The sequence below is a fragment of the Geodermatophilus sp. DSM 44513 genome (assembly GCF_032460525.1).
GTDB lineage: Bacteria > Actinomycetota > Actinomycetes > Mycobacteriales > Geodermatophilaceae > Geodermatophilus.
Window position 1 is genome coordinate 1,864,645 of the sequence record NZ_CP135963.1, and the last position, 16,022, is coordinate 1,880,666.

General features: G+C 73.8%; 14 protein-coding genes and 1 tRNA gene. 7 read left to right on the top strand and 8 right to left on the bottom strand.

Annotated elements, in window-relative coordinates; genetic code table 11:
- Positions 1–47 precede the first annotated feature (47 nt).
- The gene (pyk, locus tag RTG05_RS09035) at positions 48–1,463 is read left to right on the top strand and encodes a pyruvate kinase (protein WP_166528362.1); all 1,416 of its coding nucleotides are present in this window, start codon (positions 48–50) and stop codon (positions 1,461–1,463) included.
- A complete protein-coding gene (locus RTG05_RS09040) occupies positions 1,460–2,338 on the top strand; it encodes an acyl-CoA thioesterase (protein WP_315912465.1) in 879 nt (292 codons plus the stop codon). Before pyk ends, RTG05_RS09040 begins: the two co-directional genes overlap by 4 nt.
- A 1-nt stretch (position 2,339) precedes the next feature.
- On the opposite strand, the gene RTG05_RS09045 is transcribed toward RTG05_RS09040, so the two are convergent.
- The 3 genes from RTG05_RS09045 to RTG05_RS09055 form a co-directional block, all read right to left on the bottom strand.
- Entirely contained in the window at positions 2,340–4,067 is a 1,728-nt protein-coding gene (locus RTG05_RS09045) for a pyridoxal-dependent decarboxylase (protein ID WP_315912466.1), read from the bottom strand.
- Positions 4,068–4,115: 48 nt separating this feature from the next.
- A complete protein-coding gene (locus RTG05_RS09050; RefSeq protein WP_166528363.1) occupies positions 4,116–4,538 on the bottom strand; it encodes a VOC family protein in 423 nt (140 codons plus the stop codon).
- Between the two features lie 25 nt (positions 4,539–4,563).
- Positions 4,564–4,637: transfer RNA gene (locus tag RTG05_RS09055), tRNA-Leu, on the bottom strand.
- 84 nt (positions 4,638–4,721) lie between these two features.
- Between RTG05_RS09055 and RTG05_RS09060 the strand changes: the two genes are divergently transcribed.
- Both RTG05_RS09060 and RTG05_RS09065 read left to right on the top strand, forming a co-directional pair.
- Positions 4,722–5,324 carry an ANTAR domain-containing response regulator gene (locus RTG05_RS09060; protein ID WP_166528364.1) on the top strand — a complete coding sequence of 201 codons (603 nt, stop codon included), beginning with the start codon at positions 4,722–4,724 and terminating at the stop codon, positions 5,322–5,324.
- A 162-nt stretch (positions 5,325–5,486) separates the two neighbouring features.
- A complete protein-coding gene (locus RTG05_RS09065; protein WP_166528365.1) occupies positions 5,487–6,830 on the top strand; it encodes an ABC transporter substrate-binding protein in 1,344 nt (447 codons plus the stop codon).
- Positions 6,831–7,097: 267 nt separating this feature from the next.
- Here the strand turns inward: RTG05_RS09065 and RTG05_RS09070 are convergent, their stop codons facing one another.
- The 4 genes from RTG05_RS09070 to RTG05_RS09085 are packed head-to-tail and all read right to left on the bottom strand — an operon-like array spanning position 7,098 to position 11,234.
- Positions 7,098–7,949: an ABC transporter ATP-binding protein gene (locus tag RTG05_RS09070; protein WP_208104874.1), complete on the bottom strand. Its 852-nt coding sequence runs from the start codon at positions 7,947–7,949 to the stop codon at positions 7,098–7,100.
- Positions 7,946–8,971, bottom strand: coding sequence for an ABC transporter ATP-binding protein (locus RTG05_RS09075; protein WP_166528366.1), 1,026 nt, complete (start codon positions 8,969–8,971; stop codon positions 7,946–7,948). The genes RTG05_RS09070 and RTG05_RS09075 overlap by 4 nt, the downstream gene beginning before the upstream one ends.
- Positions 8,961–9,959, bottom strand: coding sequence for a branched-chain amino acid ABC transporter permease (locus RTG05_RS09080; RefSeq protein WP_166528367.1), 999 nt, complete (start codon positions 9,957–9,959; stop codon positions 8,961–8,963). The genes RTG05_RS09075 and RTG05_RS09080 overlap by 11 nt, the downstream gene beginning before the upstream one ends.
- A gap of 3 nt (positions 9,960–9,962) precedes the next feature.
- Positions 9,963–11,234 (bottom strand): branched-chain amino acid ABC transporter permease, encoded by a 1,272-nt coding sequence (locus RTG05_RS09085; protein WP_208104875.1) that lies wholly within the window; start codon positions 11,232–11,234, stop codon positions 9,963–9,965.
- Positions 11,235–11,503: 269 nt separating this feature from the next.
- On the opposite strand from RTG05_RS09085, the gene RTG05_RS09090 reads away from it, so the two are divergent.
- Positions 11,504–12,148, top strand: a complete 645-nt coding sequence (locus RTG05_RS09090; RefSeq protein ID WP_315912468.1) for a GNAT family N-acetyltransferase — start codon at positions 11,504–11,506, stop codon at positions 12,146–12,148.
- Here RTG05_RS09090 and RTG05_RS09095 read toward each other — a convergent pair.
- Positions 12,145–12,549 (bottom strand): PaaI family thioesterase, encoded by a 405-nt coding sequence (locus tag RTG05_RS09095; RefSeq protein ID WP_166528369.1) that lies wholly within the window; start codon positions 12,547–12,549, stop codon positions 12,145–12,147. The two genes, RTG05_RS09090 and RTG05_RS09095, sit on opposite strands and share 4 nt — an antisense overlap.
- An 82-nt stretch (positions 12,550–12,631) precedes the next feature.
- Here RTG05_RS09095 and polA point away from each other — a divergent pair, with 82 nt between their 5' ends.
- Both polA and RTG05_RS09105 read left to right on the top strand, forming a co-directional pair.
- On the top strand, positions 12,632–15,373 hold the full coding sequence (polA, locus tag RTG05_RS09100; protein ID WP_166528370.1) for a DNA polymerase I: 2,742 nt from the start codon (positions 12,632–12,634) through the stop codon (positions 15,371–15,373).
- Between the two features lie 55 nt (positions 15,374–15,428).
- Positions 15,429–15,962 carry a GNAT family N-acetyltransferase gene (locus RTG05_RS09105; RefSeq protein WP_166528371.1) on the top strand — a complete coding sequence of 178 codons (534 nt, stop codon included), beginning with the start codon at positions 15,429–15,431 and terminating at the stop codon, positions 15,960–15,962.
- Positions 15,963–16,022: the final 60 nt, after the last annotated feature.

A 16,022-nucleotide genomic window follows, 5' to 3' on the forward strand; every position in this document is an offset into this window, starting at 1 on the left:
CGCGAGCCGGTGGGGGGCGGGAGGGCCCTTCTACTAGCGTCTGGGGCATGTCGCGACGCGCCAAGATCGTCTGCACGCTCGGTCCGGCGACGGGCTCCCAGGAGCAGGTCACCGCGCTCGTCGAGTCGGGGATGGACGTCGCCCGGCTGAACTTCAGCCACGGGGCGCACGCCGACCACGAGCGCGCCTACCGCCTGGTCCGCGAGGCCTCCGACCGCACCGGGCGGGCCGTCGCCGTCCTCGCCGACCTGCAGGGACCCAAGATCCGGCTGGGCACCTTCACCGGCGGCCCGGTGCAGTGGGAGACCGGCAGCCGGGTCTGCATCACCGTGGACGACGTCGAGGGCACCGCCGAGCGGGTGTCCACGACCTACAAGGGCCTGGCCGCCGACGCCAAGGTCGGCGACCGGCTGCTGGTCGACGACGGCAAGCTGGCGCTGTCGGTCGTGGGCATCGAGGGCCCGGACGTGTGGTGCCTGGTCGTCGAGGGCGGCGAGGTGTCCAACAACAAGGGGCTGTCCCTGCCCGGCGTGGCCGTCAGCGTGCCCGCGCTGTCGGAGAAGGACGCCGAGGACCTCCGCTTCGCCCTGCACCTGGGCGTCGACTTCGTCGCGCTGTCCTTCGTCCGCTCGCCCCGCGACGCGGAGCTGGTGCGCGACATCATGCGCCAGGAGGACATCCTCGTCCCGGTCATCGCCAAGCTGGAGAAGCCGGAGGCGGTGGAGAACCTCGAGGCGATCGTCGAGGCCTTCGACGGGATCATGGTGGCCCGGGGCGACCTGGGCGTGGAGCTGCCGCTGGAGCGGGTGCCGCTGGTGCAGAAACGGGCTGTGCAGGCCGCCCGTGAGCGAAACAAGCCGGTCATCGTGGCCACCCAGATGCTCGAGTCGATGATCACCAACTCCCGGCCCACCCGGGCCGAGGCCTCCGACGTCGCCAACGCCGTCCTGGACGGGGCCGACGCGGTGATGCTGTCGGGGGAGACCTCGGTGGGCCGCTTCCCGATCGCCGCGGTGCGCACGATGGAGCGGATCATCGACGCCGTCGAGAGCGACAGCGCCTGGGCCCCCGACCTCGTCCGGCCGTCGCGGTCCCGGTCCGGGGCGATCGTGCGCTCGGCCCGTGACATCGCCGAGTCCCTGGACGTCAAGGCCCTGGCCACCTTCACCCAGACCGGCGACAGCGCCCGCCGGCTGGCCGCGCTGCACCCCCGGATGCCGCTGCTGGCCTTCACCGTCGACGGTCGGGTGCGCAGCCAGCTGGCCCTGTCGTGGGGGGTGGAGACCTTCCTGGTGCCCTCGGTCCAGCACACCGACGACATGGTCCGTCAGGTGGACTTCTCGCTGCTGTCCATCGGCCGGCTGCGGGAGGGCGACCGGGTGGTCGTCGTGGCGGGGAGCCCTCCCAACACCCCGGGCTCGACCAATCTCATCCGGGTGCACGAGGTGGGCACCGACTCGTGACGGTCGAGGGCCCCAGCCAGGCCGCGGCGCTGATGGCGGTGCTGGACCTGGAGGAGCGGGACATCGACCTCTGGGTCGGCCGGACGCCGCGGACACCGCTGCAGCGCATCTTCGGCGGGCAGGTCGCCGGGCAGGCGCTGATGGCCGCCTCGCGCACCCTCCCCGGGGAGCGTGCCGTGCACTCGCTGCACGCCTACTTCCTGCGGCCCGGGGACCCGCACGAGGAGATCCGCTACGCCGTCGAGCGGATCCGGGACGGCCGGACGTTCAGCACCCGCCGGGTGGTGGCCTGGCAACGCCGTCGCGGCGAGGACGTCGCCGTCTTCGCCCTCACCGCCGACGCCTCGGTGCCGGAGACCCCGGTCGTCGAGCACGCGCTGCCCATGCCGCAGGTGCCCCGGCCGGACACCCTGCCCAGCCTGACCGAGGTGGTCGCCCCCTACGGGGAGCGGGCCACGGCGGCACTGGCCATCAGCCAGGCGGTGGAGCAGCGGCTCCTGGAGGACCCCTTCGACCGGACGCCCAAGTCGCCGCCGGACACCCGGACGAGCGTGTGGATGCGCGTCGCAGGCCGGCTGCCGGAGGACGACCGCGTGCACCGCTCGGCCCTGACGTTCGTCAGCGACCTGACCCTGCTCTCGGCCGGGCTGGCCCGGATCGGCGGCGGCTGGGGCGGGGAGCACGTCGGCGCCAGCCTGGACCACGCGGTGTGGTTCCACGCACCGGTCCGGGCCGACGAGTGGTTCCTCTACGAGACCGACAGCCCCGCGGCCTCCGGCGGCCGGGCGCTGTGCTTCGGTCAGGTCTGGGCGGCCGACGGCACGCACGTGGCCACGGTGGCCCAGCAGGGTCTCATCCGGTCGCTGCGCGGCTAGCTCACGAGCCGGTGCCCCGGACCGCGGCGTCGGCCTCCTCCTCCGCGGGGACGTCGCCGTCGGCCTCCGGCCGGCCGGCGTCGGCCACGGTCCCGGCCGGCGCCGGGCCCTCCGCCAGGCCCTCCTGGGTGGACGCCTGGGCGGCCGTCTCGTCCTGCGCGGCGGGCACCTCGACGCGGGCGGCCTCCTCGTGCGCACGAGCTGCGGCCGCGCGGCGCTCCGCGTGGGCGCGGGCCCGCTCGGCGGCGGACTCGGCGAAGTCCGCGGCCAGCCAGTCGTGGCCCTCGCGCAGCAGCGTCCAGGCCCGCTCGACGTGCGCCCGCGTCGTCGTCGGTGCCCCGACGGCCACCCGCAGCACCACCTGGCCGCGGACGGTGGTGTGGGTGAGGAACACCTCCCCGCCGTCGTTGAGCCGCTCCAGCAGCGTCATGGTCGCGACGTCGGGGTCCACGCCCTCGGCCCAGCGCGGCCGCAGGCACACCAGGGACAGCGGGTGCGGGGCGGCCACGTCGAAGCGGTCGTCGGCCCGGGCCCAGCCGGCCAGCTCCTGCGCGAGGGCGACGCCGTCGCGGACGTGCGCGCGCAGCCCCTCGGCGCCGTACCAGCGCAGCACGAACCACAGCTTGAGCGCGCGGAAGCGGCGACCGAGCTCGATCTGCCAGTCCCGGTAGTCCACGACCGCGCCGGCGTCGGTGGCCGCGTTGCGCAGGTACTCCGGCAGGATCGCCAGCGCACCGGTGAGTGCGGCCCGGTCGGCGACCCAGAACAGCGTCGCGTCGAAGCCGGTGAGCAGCCACTTGTGCGCGTCGGTGGTGTAGCTGTCGGCCCACCCGACGCCGGCCTGCAGGCCCCGCAGCTCCGGGACGACCGCGCTGACGCCCGCGTAGGCGGCGTCCACGTGCAGCCACACGCCGTGGTCGCGGCAGACCGGGCCGAGCTCGGCCAGCGGGTCCACCGCGGTGGTCGACGTCGTGCCGACCGTGGCGCAGACCAGCACCGGCCGGTACCCGCGGGCGACGTCCCGTTCCAGCCGGGCCCGCAGCGACTGCGGTCGCATGGCCAGGTCGCCGTCCACCTCGACGATGCGGACGGCGTCGCTGCCCAGGCCCGCGATCCGCACGGCCTTCTCCATCGACGAGTGCGTCTCCGCGGAGACGTAGACGGTGTACTCGTCGGGCCGGACGCCGCCGCGCACGGTGCCCCCGCCGCTGGCCCGGTGCAGCGCGGCGAGCAGCGCCACCAGGTTGGCCCCGGAGCTGGAGTCCTGCACCACCCCGCCGCCGGTGCCCGTCGACAGGAAGGTCTCCGGCAGCCCGAGCAGGCCCGCGAACCAGTCCAGCACGTGCTGCTCGAGCTCGGTGGCCGCCGGGCTGGTCACCCAGGACATGCCCTGCACGCCCAGGCCCGCCGACACCAGGTCGCCGAGCACCGAGGGCCCGGAGGTGTTGGCCGGGAAGTAGGCCAGGAAACCGGGGTGCTGCCAGTGGGTGAGGCCGGGCACGACGACGCGGTCGAGGTCGGCCAGCACGGCGTCGAACGGCTCGCCGCGCTCCGGTGGGGCCTCGGGCAGCGCGGCGCGGACGTCGCCGGGGGAGAGCTGGGAGCGGACCGGGAGGGAGTCGACCCGGGTCCAGTAGTCGGCGATCCAGTCGACGACCTCGTGGCCGTGCCGGCGGAACTGCTCCGGGGTCATGTGCGGGGCGGACGGCGTCGGCTCGGGCTGGCTCACACCGCCACCGTATGGCCGTCCCGGGCCGGCCCGTCGCGGGGTCCGCCGTCACCAGGACGGCACCGACCCGTCGCGTTCGATGAACTCCAGGCGGTTGCCGACGGGGTCGAAGGCGTAGACGCGGCGGTGTCCCGGGAAGTCGGTGGTGTCCCAGGTCAGCTCGACCCCGGCGGCGGCCAGCCGGGCGGCGAGTTCGTCCAGACCGCGGACGCGGATGCCCGGGTGCGCCTTGCGGGCCGGGCGGAAGTCGGCTTCGACGCCGAGGTGGATCTCCAGGGCGTCGCCGCGCACCCACAGCCCGCCGCGCGCGGCGAGGGCCGGCGGCTTCGTCAGCTCCAGGAGCCCCAGCAGGTCGACGTAGAAGGCGCGGCAGGCGTCCTCGGCGCCGGGTGGGATCGCGATCAGGACGTGGTGGAGGGCGAAGCCGGACTCGGTGGCCCGGTCGGGTCCGTAGCCCTGTGCGGACGTCATGCCCCGAGCCAACCAGTCTCGCGGGTGCCCCCGGTGCGACTCGAACGCACACTGCGCGGGTTTTGAGTCCGCTCCCTCTGCCGATTGGGGTACGGGGGCGTACCGGCCGGCCGTCGTGGCCGGTGAGGCGGGGTCAGCCTAACCGGCTCTCGCGGACGGTCCGGCGTCGATAGGCTGCCGCGCGTGAGCAGCGAGCCGATCCGGGTCCTCATCGCCGAGGACGAGGCGCTCATCCGCCTCGACCTCAAGGAGATGCTCGAGGAGGAGGGGTACACCGTGGTGGCCGAGGTCGGCGACGGGCAGCAGGCCGTCGACCGGGCGACCGAGCTGCGGCCGGACCTGGTCGTCCTGGACATCCAGATGCCCGTGCTCGACGGACTGTCGGCAGCCGAGCAGATCGCGACGGCCCGCATCGCCCCGGTCATCGTGCTCACCGCGTTCAGCCAGCGGGAGCTGGTCGAGCGCGCCCGCGACGCCGGCGCGATGGCCTACCTGGTGAAGCCGTTCTCCAAGAACGACCTGGTGCCGGCGATCGAGGTGGCCCGCGGCCGGTTCGCCGAGCTGGCCGCTCTCGACGGCGAGGTGCGCACGCTGGAGGAGCGGTTGGAGACCCGCAAGGTCGTCGAGCAGGCCAAGGGCCGGCTGATGAGCGAGCAGGGCCTCACCGAGGCCGAGGCCTTCCGGTGGATCCAGCGGACGGCGATGAACGAGCGCACCTCGATGAAGGCGCTCGCGCAGCGCATCCTCCAGCCGCAGACGTCCGCGGACCCGGCCGCGGGCGGCTGACCCCCCGCCGGTCTCGGGGCGGGATCGGGCAGGTCACGACCTCATCACGGTCCGGGCGACCCCTGCTCTCCCCCCGGATCGGGCGGCTACCTTCCCCCCACTGACCGGCCGCCCGCCCGGGCGGGCCGGCCGCACGACCGACACCACAGTGGGAGTTCCTCGATGCGCACAGGCATCCTCGCGCGCCACGCCGCGATCTCGGCCGCCGCCCTCCTCGTCCTGACCGCGTGTGGCGGCGGGGGCGAGGAGGCAGGCACCGCCGCCGAGGACACCGCCGCGAGCACCGGCGGCGGCGAGCGGCAGGTCAACGTCTACGGCACCGACGGCAACATGGGCAACGCGCTGGGCGAGTCGTTCACCGAGCCGGGTTCGCTGGCCGGCATGTCGGGCACCACGCCGCTGACCGAGCTGGGCACCGACTTCCAGGACCGGCTCCTGCAGGTCGACCCGAACCTGCAGGACTACAACTACGCCGGCGAGACCTACGACGCGGTCGTCATCACCGCGCTCGCCGCCCAGGCCGCCGGGACGAACGACGCCAACGTCTTCAAGGAGTTCGTCAACGGGATCACCTTCGGCGGCGAGGCCTGCACCGACTACGCCGGCTGCCTGGAGATCATCACCAACGGCGGGAACGTCGACTACGACGGCATCTCCGGTCCGCTGAGCTTCACCGACGCCGGCGAGCCGGCCGAGGCGAGCTTCGGCATCCTGCAGTTCGGCGAGGACAACCAGCTCGACGACTCCCTCACCGAGTACCAGCTGGCCGGTGACGCGGCCAACGCCGCCACCGACGAGGGCCCGGCCTACGCCGCGCCCGGGGCGACCGGCGAGCAGCTGGTGATCGGCACGCTGCTGCCGCTGACCGGGAACCTGGCCTTCCTCGGCCCGCCGGAGGTGGCCGGCGCCCGGCTGGCCGTGCAGGACATCAACGCCGCCGGCGGCGTCCTCGGCCAGGACGTCCGCCTGGTGGAGGGCGACTCGGGCGACGCGTCGACCGACACCGCGACGCAGACGGTCGACCGGCTGCTGCAGGAGGGCGTGAACGCGATCATCGGCGCGGCGTCCTCGGGCGTGAGCCTCACCGTGATCGACCGGATCACCGGCGCGGGCGTCCTGCAGTTCTCCCCGGCGAACACCTCCGACCAGTTCACCGACTACAACGACAACGGGCTGTACTTCCGCACCGCCCCGCCGGACACGCTGCAGGCCCGGGCGCTGGCCGACCTGATCATCAACGACGGCAACAACACCGTCGGGATCATGGCGCTCAACGACCCGTACGGCACCGGGCTGCTGGACAACACCCGGGAGAACCTGATCTCGGCGGGCCTGGCGGAGGACAGCATCGTGACGCTGACCTACGACCCGCAGGCGGCCAACTTCGACGCCGAGATCCAGCAGATGGCCGACTTCAACCCCGACGCCATCGTGGTCATTGGCTTCGAGGAGTCGGCACGGATCATCGAGGGGCTCAACCAGCAGGGCATCGGCCCGCGGCGCTGACCCCCGCGGCGCCCCGGCGCCGCGCACCGCGGTCCCCGTGGCCCGGCACCGTCGGCGGTGCCGGGCCACGGCCGTGTCCGGCCCGGGGGACGGCGGCCGCCACGGGGCGACGGTGGGCGCCCGGGCCCCGTTCCCGGGGCCGCGACGGGGCCCGGGCGCACACCGTCGGGCTGGTGCCGCCCGGGTGCCCTCGACCGGCACGGGCCGCACGCCGACGGCGCCGGCCCCTGGCGGGACCGGCGCCGTCGGCGGGGGAGGGGGGAGCCCTCAGCGCGCCTTGGCCAGGGTGCCCAGGTAGAGCTCGATGACCTTGGGGTCGGTCATCAGCGACTCGCCGGTGTCGGTGTAGGCGTTGCGCCCCTGGTCCAGCACGTAGCCACGGTCGCAGATCTGCAGGCAGCGGCGGGCGTTCTGCTCGACCATGATGATCGAGACCCCCGTCGCGTTGATCCGCCGGCAGCGGATGAACACCTCGTCCTGGTAGGCGGGGGACAGGCCGGCCGACGGCTCGTCGAGCAGCAGCACCGAGGGCTCCATCATGAGCGCCCGGCCCATCGCCACCATCTGCCGCTCACCGCCGGACAGCGAGCCGGCCTTGACCCTGCGGCGCTCGCCGAGCATGGGGAACAGGTCGGCCACGTAGTCGAAGCGGCTGCGGAACACCTTGGGCCGCAGGTAGGCGCCCATCTGCATGTTCTCCTCGATGGTGAGCGAGGGGAACACGTTGTTGTTCTGCGGCACGTACCCGACGCCGAGGGAGACCAGCCGGTGGGCGGGTGCGGAGGTGATGTCCTCACCCCGCAGCGTCACGGCTCCCGAACGCACCGGGATGAGGCCGAACAGGGTCTTGAGCAGGGTGGACTTGCCGGCGCCGTTGGGGCCGATGATGCCGACCAGCTCGCCGTCCTGGAGGTAGAAGTCGCACCCGTTGAGGATGTTGACGCCGGGCAGGTAGCCGGCGACCAGGTCGTCGGCGCGCACCAGCGCCCCGTCGGCCAGGCGCAGGTGCTCCTCGCGGGTGGCCGCCTTCTCGGCGGGGGAGAGCTCGGCGGAGGCCACGGTGTCGGCCCGGGTGACGTCCTCGCCGGACCGGCCGACCTCGAACAGCGGGTCGCTCATCGCTCGGTCCTCTCCGGGCCGGTGCCGTCCGCCTGCAGGACGTCCCCGTCGGCGTTCTCCTCGCAGGCGATGGCCGCCTCGGCCTCGGCGAGGACGCGGTCCTCCTCCTCGACGGTGAGCGGCGCGTCGTGGTGCGCGCCCAGGTAGGCGTCGACGACGGCCTGGTTCTGGCTGACCGACTCCGGCGGACCCTCGGCGATGACCCTGCCGGCGGCCATGACGACGACCCAGTCGCTGATGTCCCGGACGACGTCCATGTCGTGCTCGACGAAGACGACCGTCATGCCCTCCTCACGGAGGTCCTTGACGTGCCCCAGCAGGCTCTGCGTCAGCGCCGGGTTCACCCCGGCCATCGGCTCGTCGAGCATGACGACCTTCGGGTCGCTCATCAGCGCGCGGGCCATCTCCAGCAGCTTGCGCTGCCCACCGGACAGCGTGCCGGCGAAGTCGTCCCGCTTGCGGTCCAGCTTGAACCGGGTGAGCAGCTCCATCGCCTTCTCGGTGTTGGACCGCTCCTGGGGGCGCCACGTGCCCGGCACCAGGGCCCGCCAGAAGCTCTCCCCGCGCTGACCCTGGGCGCCGAGCAGCATGTTCTGCAGCACGGTGAGCCGGGACAGCGCCTTGGTGAGCTGGAAGGTCCGCACGACGCCCAGCCGGGCCACCTGGTGCGGCGCCAGCTTGCCCAGCGGCTGCCCGTCGAAGGTCCAGGTGCCGGTGTTGGGCTGGTCGAAACCGGTGAGCAGGTTGAACAGCGTCGTCTTCCCGGCTCCGTTCGGCCCGATCAGGCCGGTGATGCCACCCCGCTGGACCTCCAGGTGGTCCACCGCCACGGCGGTGAGGCCGCCGAAGGTGCGGGTGACCCCGTCCACCACGATCGCCGGGTCGGGCTTGGCCACCCCGACCTCCCACGGGACGTCGCGCAGCGCGGTCTGCGCCAGCCGGCGAGGGGCGCGGTCGGCACCGGGGAGCCCGGGCGACAGCGACGCCGCGTGGGCTCCGGAGGGCTGACTGTCAGCGGGCATCGAGCATCACCTCTCGTCGGTCACCGAAGATGCCCTGCGGCCGGAAGACCAGCAGCAGCATGAGCCCGAGCCCGATGAGCACGAACCGGATCTGCGCGACGTCGGTCGCCGAGAGCAGGCCCTCGGGGATGACCCCGTTGTCGATCAGCGTACGCAGGCCGGTGTCGGCGAACTGGATGATGAAGTACATCAGCATCGCGCCGACGACCGGGCCGAGCACGCGCGCGGCCCCGCCGAGGATCAGGGCGGCGTAGGCCAGGAAGGTGTTGGCGTTCTGGTACTGGTCGGGGTTGGCCGACGCGGTGCCGAGGGCGTAGACCATGCCGCCGAGGGCGCCGAGCACCCCACCGAGCACCAGCGCCTGCATCTTGTACAGGTAGACGTTCTTGCCGAGGGCGCGGACGGCGTCCTCGTCCTCGCGGACGGACTTGACCACCCGACCCCACGGGCTGCGCACCAGCAGCCACACCAGCAGGCAGGACAGGGCCACGAACGTCCAGCCGACCGCGGTGACCCACAGTTCCCCGCCGCTCCACCGGGTGCCGAGGACCGGGTACTGGCGGGCGGTGTCCCAGGGCGCCAGGGCGACGAAGTCGCCGTTGAAGCCGGCCAGCCCGCGGGTGCCGTTGGTGACCGGGGTCGCCGACACGGACCGGAACAGCAGCCGCAGGCCCTCCGCGGCGGCGATGGTGGCGATGGCCAGGTAGTCCGCGCGCAGCCGGAGTGTGGGCAGCCCCAGCAGCAGGGCCAGGACGACGGCGGCACCCAGCCCGACCAGGACGCCGACCCAGAACGGCAGCCCCCACTGGCTCACCGAGATGGCGATGCCGTACCCGCCGAGCATGGCGAAGGCGATCTGGCCGAAGTTCAGCAGCCCGGTGTAGCCGAACTGCACGTTGATGCCGATGGCCAGCAGCGCCAGGAAGATCGCCTGGAAGCCCAGCCCGGCCTTGAGCGCGACGGCCAGGGCGTCGATGAGTTCACCCACGGCTCAGCCCACCCGCACCCGGCTGCCGAGGATGCCCTGCGGCCGCACGATCAGGATGACGATCAGCAGCAGCAGCCCGCCGACGTACTTGACGTCGTTGGGGATGACCAGCGTCGACATCTGCACGAAGACCCCCACCACGATGCTGCCCACCAGGGCCCCGTAGGCCGTGCCGAGCCCGCCGAGGGTGACCCCGGCGAACATCAACAGCAGCAGCCGGAAGCCCATGTCCCACTGCACCTCGTCGGACAGCCCGAGCAGGATGCCGCCCAGGGCGGCCAGCGCCCCGCCCATCATCCAGACGACCAGGATCACCCGGTTGACGTTGATGCCGGAGGACGCCGCGAGGTCGCGGTTGTCGGCGACCGCGCGCATCGCCTTGCCGATCGTCGTCCGCTGCAGCATGACCGCGATGAGCAGCAGCACGGCCAGCGCGACGACGATCGAGGCCAGGTCGGTGTCGGTCATCGTGAACGGGCCGTAGTCGACCGCCCGCTGGCCCCGGTAGTCCGCGTAGGCCTCCGAGCCCCCGCCGAAGATGATCTGGTAGAGGTAGCGCAGCAGCAGCGACAGGCCGATGGAGATGACCAGCGCGGCGACCAGGCCGGTGCCGCGCCGGCGCAGCGGCCGCCAGATCGCCAGCTCGTTCAGCGCCCCGACGCCGGCGCCGATCACCATGGCCATCAGCGCGGCCGGGATCAGCGGCACCCCGCCCTCGACGTTGATGAACCACGCGGCGATGGCCCCGATGGTGACCAGCTCGCCGTGCGCGAAGTTGGTCAACCCGGTGGTGCCGAAGATCAGTGACAGGCCCACGGCCGCCATGGCGATGAGCAGCCCGAAGCGCAGGCCCTCGACGAGCAACTGCACCCAGCGGACGGTGCCACCGCCGCCCTCCCGGCTGCCGTCGCTGAGCGCGATGATCACGCCCTGGTTGCGGTTCGCGTCGACGGTGACCGTGCGGTTGTCCTCGCCGGTGAGCACCACGCCCTCGGGCAGGTCCTCGGCGTCGATGGTGACCGTGTACTGGCCTGGCCCGGGCAGTGGCACCGCCCAGCGGCCCTCGTCGTCGGTCTCCACGGTGTCGACGGCGTCGCCGTCGGCCGTGGTGACGACCACCTCGACGCCCTCGACCGGGCCGACGACGTTGGTCCGCAGGGTGCCCGACACCTGCTCGGTGGCCGTGGCCGGCTCCGTCTGGGCCGAGGCGACGCCAGGGACGAGCAGCAGCGCGAGACCCCCGAGGACGCCGAGCAGCAGCAGGCGGAGCAGCACCGGGCCCCCGGCCGCCGGCCGCCCGGTCCGTGCCCGTCCACCCCGTCCCCCGGGCCCCGGCACACGGTCTGCCGTGTTCGTCACTCCGCCTCCCTGCCTCTGCGCACGAGGGGGGACGGTAGCCCAGCTCTGTCGCCTGCTGTTCACCTCGCGGCGAGCCGTTACCCGTCCGGGACACGCCGCACCCGTCACACCCGTCCCGAGGCGGCGCGCCGACGTGGCCGCCGGTGGCGGCGGGTGCAGTCTCGGGTCACCGTCCAGGAGGCCCCGTGTCCGTTCCCGGTTCCCGGTCCCGCGTCACGACGCGCGACGCCCGTCCCGCCGACCTGCCCGCGGTGCTCGCCCTGGTGCGCCAGCACCGGGCGGAGGCCCACGCCGAGGGCGTGCTGACCGGGCAGACGCCGGGCGCCGCGGCCGCGGCCGGTTTCCGCCGCCTGCTCGCCGACCCCGCGCACCGGGTGGTGCTCGCCGTCCTGCCCGGGCCCAACGCCCCGGACGGCGGGGCGAGCGGGCGCGAGCTGGTGGTCGGCCTGGCCGTCCTCGGCGTCGACCCGCTGTCGGTGGTCCTCGGCGTCCCGCAGCTGACGGTGGACAACCTCGTCGTGCACCGCGACCACCGCCGGTGCGGGGCCGGCGCGGCGCTGCTGGCCGCCGCCGTGGCGCACGCGTCCGAGGTCGGGGCGGCGCACGTCGTCGGGGCCGTGGGCGGGCACGAGGCCGAGCGGCAGCGGTTCTTCGCGCGGATGGGCTTCGCGCCCCTCACCACCCGGCGGATCGTGCCCCGGGAGACCCTCGCCCGCACGCTGGCGGCCTGGCAGCGCGGCGGGGGGACCGTGCCCGCACCGCGCCGCCCACCGGTGCGCCGCCGCCCGCCGGTGCCAGCGGCGGCCCTGCTGGACGCCGTCGAGGGCTAGGTCGCCAGGAGCATGCAGGTCAGCCGGGCGGTCGCGGTCACCCGGCCCTGCTCGTCGGTGACCTCGATGGTGAAGGTGGCCAGGGTCCGGCCCCGGCGCACCGGCGTCGCGACGGCGGTGACGACGCCCTCGGTCGCCGCCCGCAGGTAGCTGACGTTGAGCTCCACGCCGACGGCCTGCCGGCCCGGACCGGCGCCCAGCGCCGCGGCCCAGGAGCCGACGGTCTCCACCAGCGAGCAGGTGGCCCCGCCGTGCAGCAGCCCGAACGGCTGCTGGTTGCCCTCGACGGGCATGGTCGCGACCACGTGGTCGGGGTCGTGGTCGGTGATCCGGATGCCGAGCTTGTCGTCCAGCGGGCTCATCTGCCCGGCGTCGAGCCAGGCGGGGCGGTCGGCGGTCACCCCGGCACGGTAACCAGCCCGGCCGGACCGGCGCGGTCCACGCGCCCGGGGCCGTCGGTGGGCGCCCTTACCATCGGCGGCGATGTCCGCTCCGGTCTCCGCCCCCGCGTCCCGCCCCGCCGCCCCCGCCGACGGGGCCCGGCCGCGGCTGCTGCTGCTCGACGGGCACTCCCTGGCCTACCGCGCCTTCTTCGCCCTGCCGGTGGAGAACTTCTCCACGACGACGGGGCAGCCGACCAACGCCGTCTACGGCTTCACCTCGATGCTCATCAACGTGCTGCGCGACGAGCAGCCCAGCCACCTGGCCGTCGCCTTCGACGTGGGGCGCACGACCTTCCGCAACGAGATCTACGCGGAGTACAAGGCCAACCGCACCGAGAGCCCCACCGACTTCCGCGGCCAGGTCAGCCTCATCCAGGAGGTGCTCGCCGCGCTGCACGTCCCGGTGGTCACCGCCGAGGGCTTCGAGGCCGACGACGTCATCGCCACCCTCACCGTGCAGGCCGTCGAGCTGGGCATGGACGTGCTCATCTGCACCGGCGACCGCGACGCGCTGCAGCTGGTGAACGACCACGTCACCGTGCTGTACCCGCGCAAGGGCGTCTCCGACCTCACCCGGTTCACCCCGGAGGAGGTGCAGGCCAAGTACGGCCTGTCGCCGACGCAGTACCCCGACTTCGCGGCGTTGCGCGGCGACCCCAGCGACAACCTGCCGAGCATCCCGAGCGTGGGGGAGAAGACGGCGGCCAAGTGGGTCCGCGAGTACGGCTCCCTCGACGAGCTGGTCGACCGGGTGGACACCGTCAAGGGCAAGGTCGGCGAGAAGCTGCGCGAGCACCTGTCCTCGGTGCTGCAGAACCGGCGGCTGACCGAGCTGGACCGCGCGGTGCCGCTGCAGGTCGGCCCGGCCGACCTCGCCGCCCGGCCGTGGGACCGCAACGAGGTGCACACCCTCTTCGACAACCTGCAGTTCCGGGTGCTGCGCGACCGGCTGTTCGCCACCCTGACCAGCGCCGAGCCGGAGGCCGAGGGGGGTTTCGACGTCACCGAGGACGACGTGCCCGCCGGCGGGCTGGGTGCCTGGCTGGACCGGCACGCGCGCACCAGCCGCACCGGCGTCGTCTTCCGCGGCAGCTGGGGCCGGGGCACCGGTGAGCTGACCGGCATCGCGCTGGCCGCCGGCGACGACGCCGCCACGTTCGTCGACCTGGGTCCGGACCTGGACGTCGCCGACGAGCAGGCGCTCGCCGCGTGGCTGGCCGACCCGGGCGCGCACAAGGTCGTGCACGAGGTGAAGGGCCCGCTGCTGGCGATCTGGGCGCGCGGCTGGGACCTCGCCGGCGTGGTCAGCGACACCGCGCTGGCCGCCTACCTGGCCCTGCCCGGGCAGCGCTCCTTCGACCTCGGTGACCTCGCCGTCCGCTACCTGCGCCGTGAGCTCAAGGACTCCGCCGCCGAGGAGCCGCAGCTGACCCTCGACGGGCTGGGCCCGTCGGAGGCCGACCTCGCCCGCGAGGCCGCGCACGCCGACGTCCTCAAGGCCGTGGCCGTCAACGACCTGTCCGACGCGCTGGAGTCCGTGCTCGGGCAGCGCGGCGGGGACGCCCTGCTCGGCGGGATGGAGCTGCCGCTGACGTTCGTGCTGGCCCGCATGGAGCAGCGCGGCATCGCCACGGACCTGGACGCGCTGCGCGAGCTGCAGCGCGAGTTCGCCGACGGGGTGGCCGCCGCGGCCGCGGAGGCCTACGCCGTCATCGGCCGCGAGGTGAACCTCGGCTCGCCCAAGCAGCTGCAGGCGGTGCTGTTCGACGAGCTCGGCCTGCCCAAGACGAAGCGGATCAAGTCCGGCTACACGACGGACGCCGAGGCGCTGACCGGGCTGCTGGCCCAGACCGGCCACCCGTTCCTGGAGCACCTGCTGCGCCACCGGGACGTCACCCGGCTGCGCACCGTCATCGACGGCCTCATCCCGATGGTCGACGACGCCGGCCGCATCCACACCACGTTCCAGCAGACCATCGCGGCCACCGGCCGGCTGTCCTCGACCGACCCCAACCTGCAGAACATCCCGATCCGCACCGCGGAGGGCCGCCGCATCCGGCGAGCGTTCGTCGTCGGTACCGGCCACGAGTCGCTGATGACGGCGGACTACAGCCAGATCGAGATGCGCATCATGGCGCACCTCTCCGGCGACGCCGGCCTCATCGAGGCGTTCACCTCGGGGGAGGACCTGCACTCCTTCGTCGCCTCCCGGGCCTACGACATCCCGATCGAGGACGTCGACCCCGAGATGCGCCGCCGGATCAAGGCGATGAGCTACGGCCTGGCCTACGGCCTCTCCGCCTACGGGCTGTCCGCCCAGCTGCGCATCTCGGTGGAGGAGGCGCGCGAGCAGATGCACGCCTACTTCGAGCGCTTCGGCGGCATCCGCGAGTACCTCGACGGCGTCGTCGACCACGCCCGGCAGACCGGCTACACCGAGACGACGCTGGGCCGCCGCCGCTACCTGCCGGACCTGACCAGCGACAACGGGCAGCGCCGGCAGATGGCCGAGCGGATGGCGCTCAACGCCCCCATCCAGGGGTCCGCGGCCGACGTCATCAAGGTCGCCATGCTGCGCGTGGAGCAGGCCATCGCCGCCGACGGCCTGTCCTCGCGGATGCTGCTGCAGGTGCACGACGAGCTCGTGCTCGAGGTGGCACCGGGGGAGCGGGAGGCGCTGGAGGCCCTGGTGCGCCGGGAGATGGCCGGTGCCGCCCAGCTGTCGGTGCCGCTGGAGGTCTCCGTCGGCTTCGGCCGGACCTGGGACGAAGCCGCACACTGAACCGGAGTCCCTGCAGCTCGACCTGAGGTAGAGGGTCGGGTGACAGGATGCCGGCGTGGTCCGCGTCGAGCTGGTGCCCACCGCGTCCCTGCGGCCCGGGGCCCTCGCCGTCGTCCGGCGGCTGGTGGACGAGGCGTTCGCCGGCGACTTCGGGGACAGCGACTGGCAGCACGCCCTCGGCGGGCTGCACGCCCTGGCGTGGCAGGACGGCGGGCTGGTCGGGCACGGCGCAGTCGTCCCGCGCCGGCTGCTGCACGGCGGCCGCGAGCTGCGCACCGGCTACGTCGAGGCGGTCGCCGTGGCCCCCGCACACCGGCGCCGGGGCGTCACCTCGGCGGTCGTGGCCGCACTGGAGGACGTCGTCCGGGACGCCTACGACCTCGGTGCGCTGAGCGCCAGCGACGACGGCGCCGCCCTGTACGCCGCCCGCGGCTGGCTGCCCTGGCGTGGGCCGACGTCCGTGCTCGGTCCGGCCGGTCCGCTGCGCACACCGGAGGACGACGGCGGGGTGTTCGTGCTCCCCGGCCCGGTGACCCTCGACCTCGACGGGAGCCTCACCTGCGACTGGCGGGACGGCGACGTCTGGTGAAGGCCCCCGGTGCCCCCGCGCCTCGCACGCCCAGCGCGGGGCCCTGCACCGGGGCCGTCC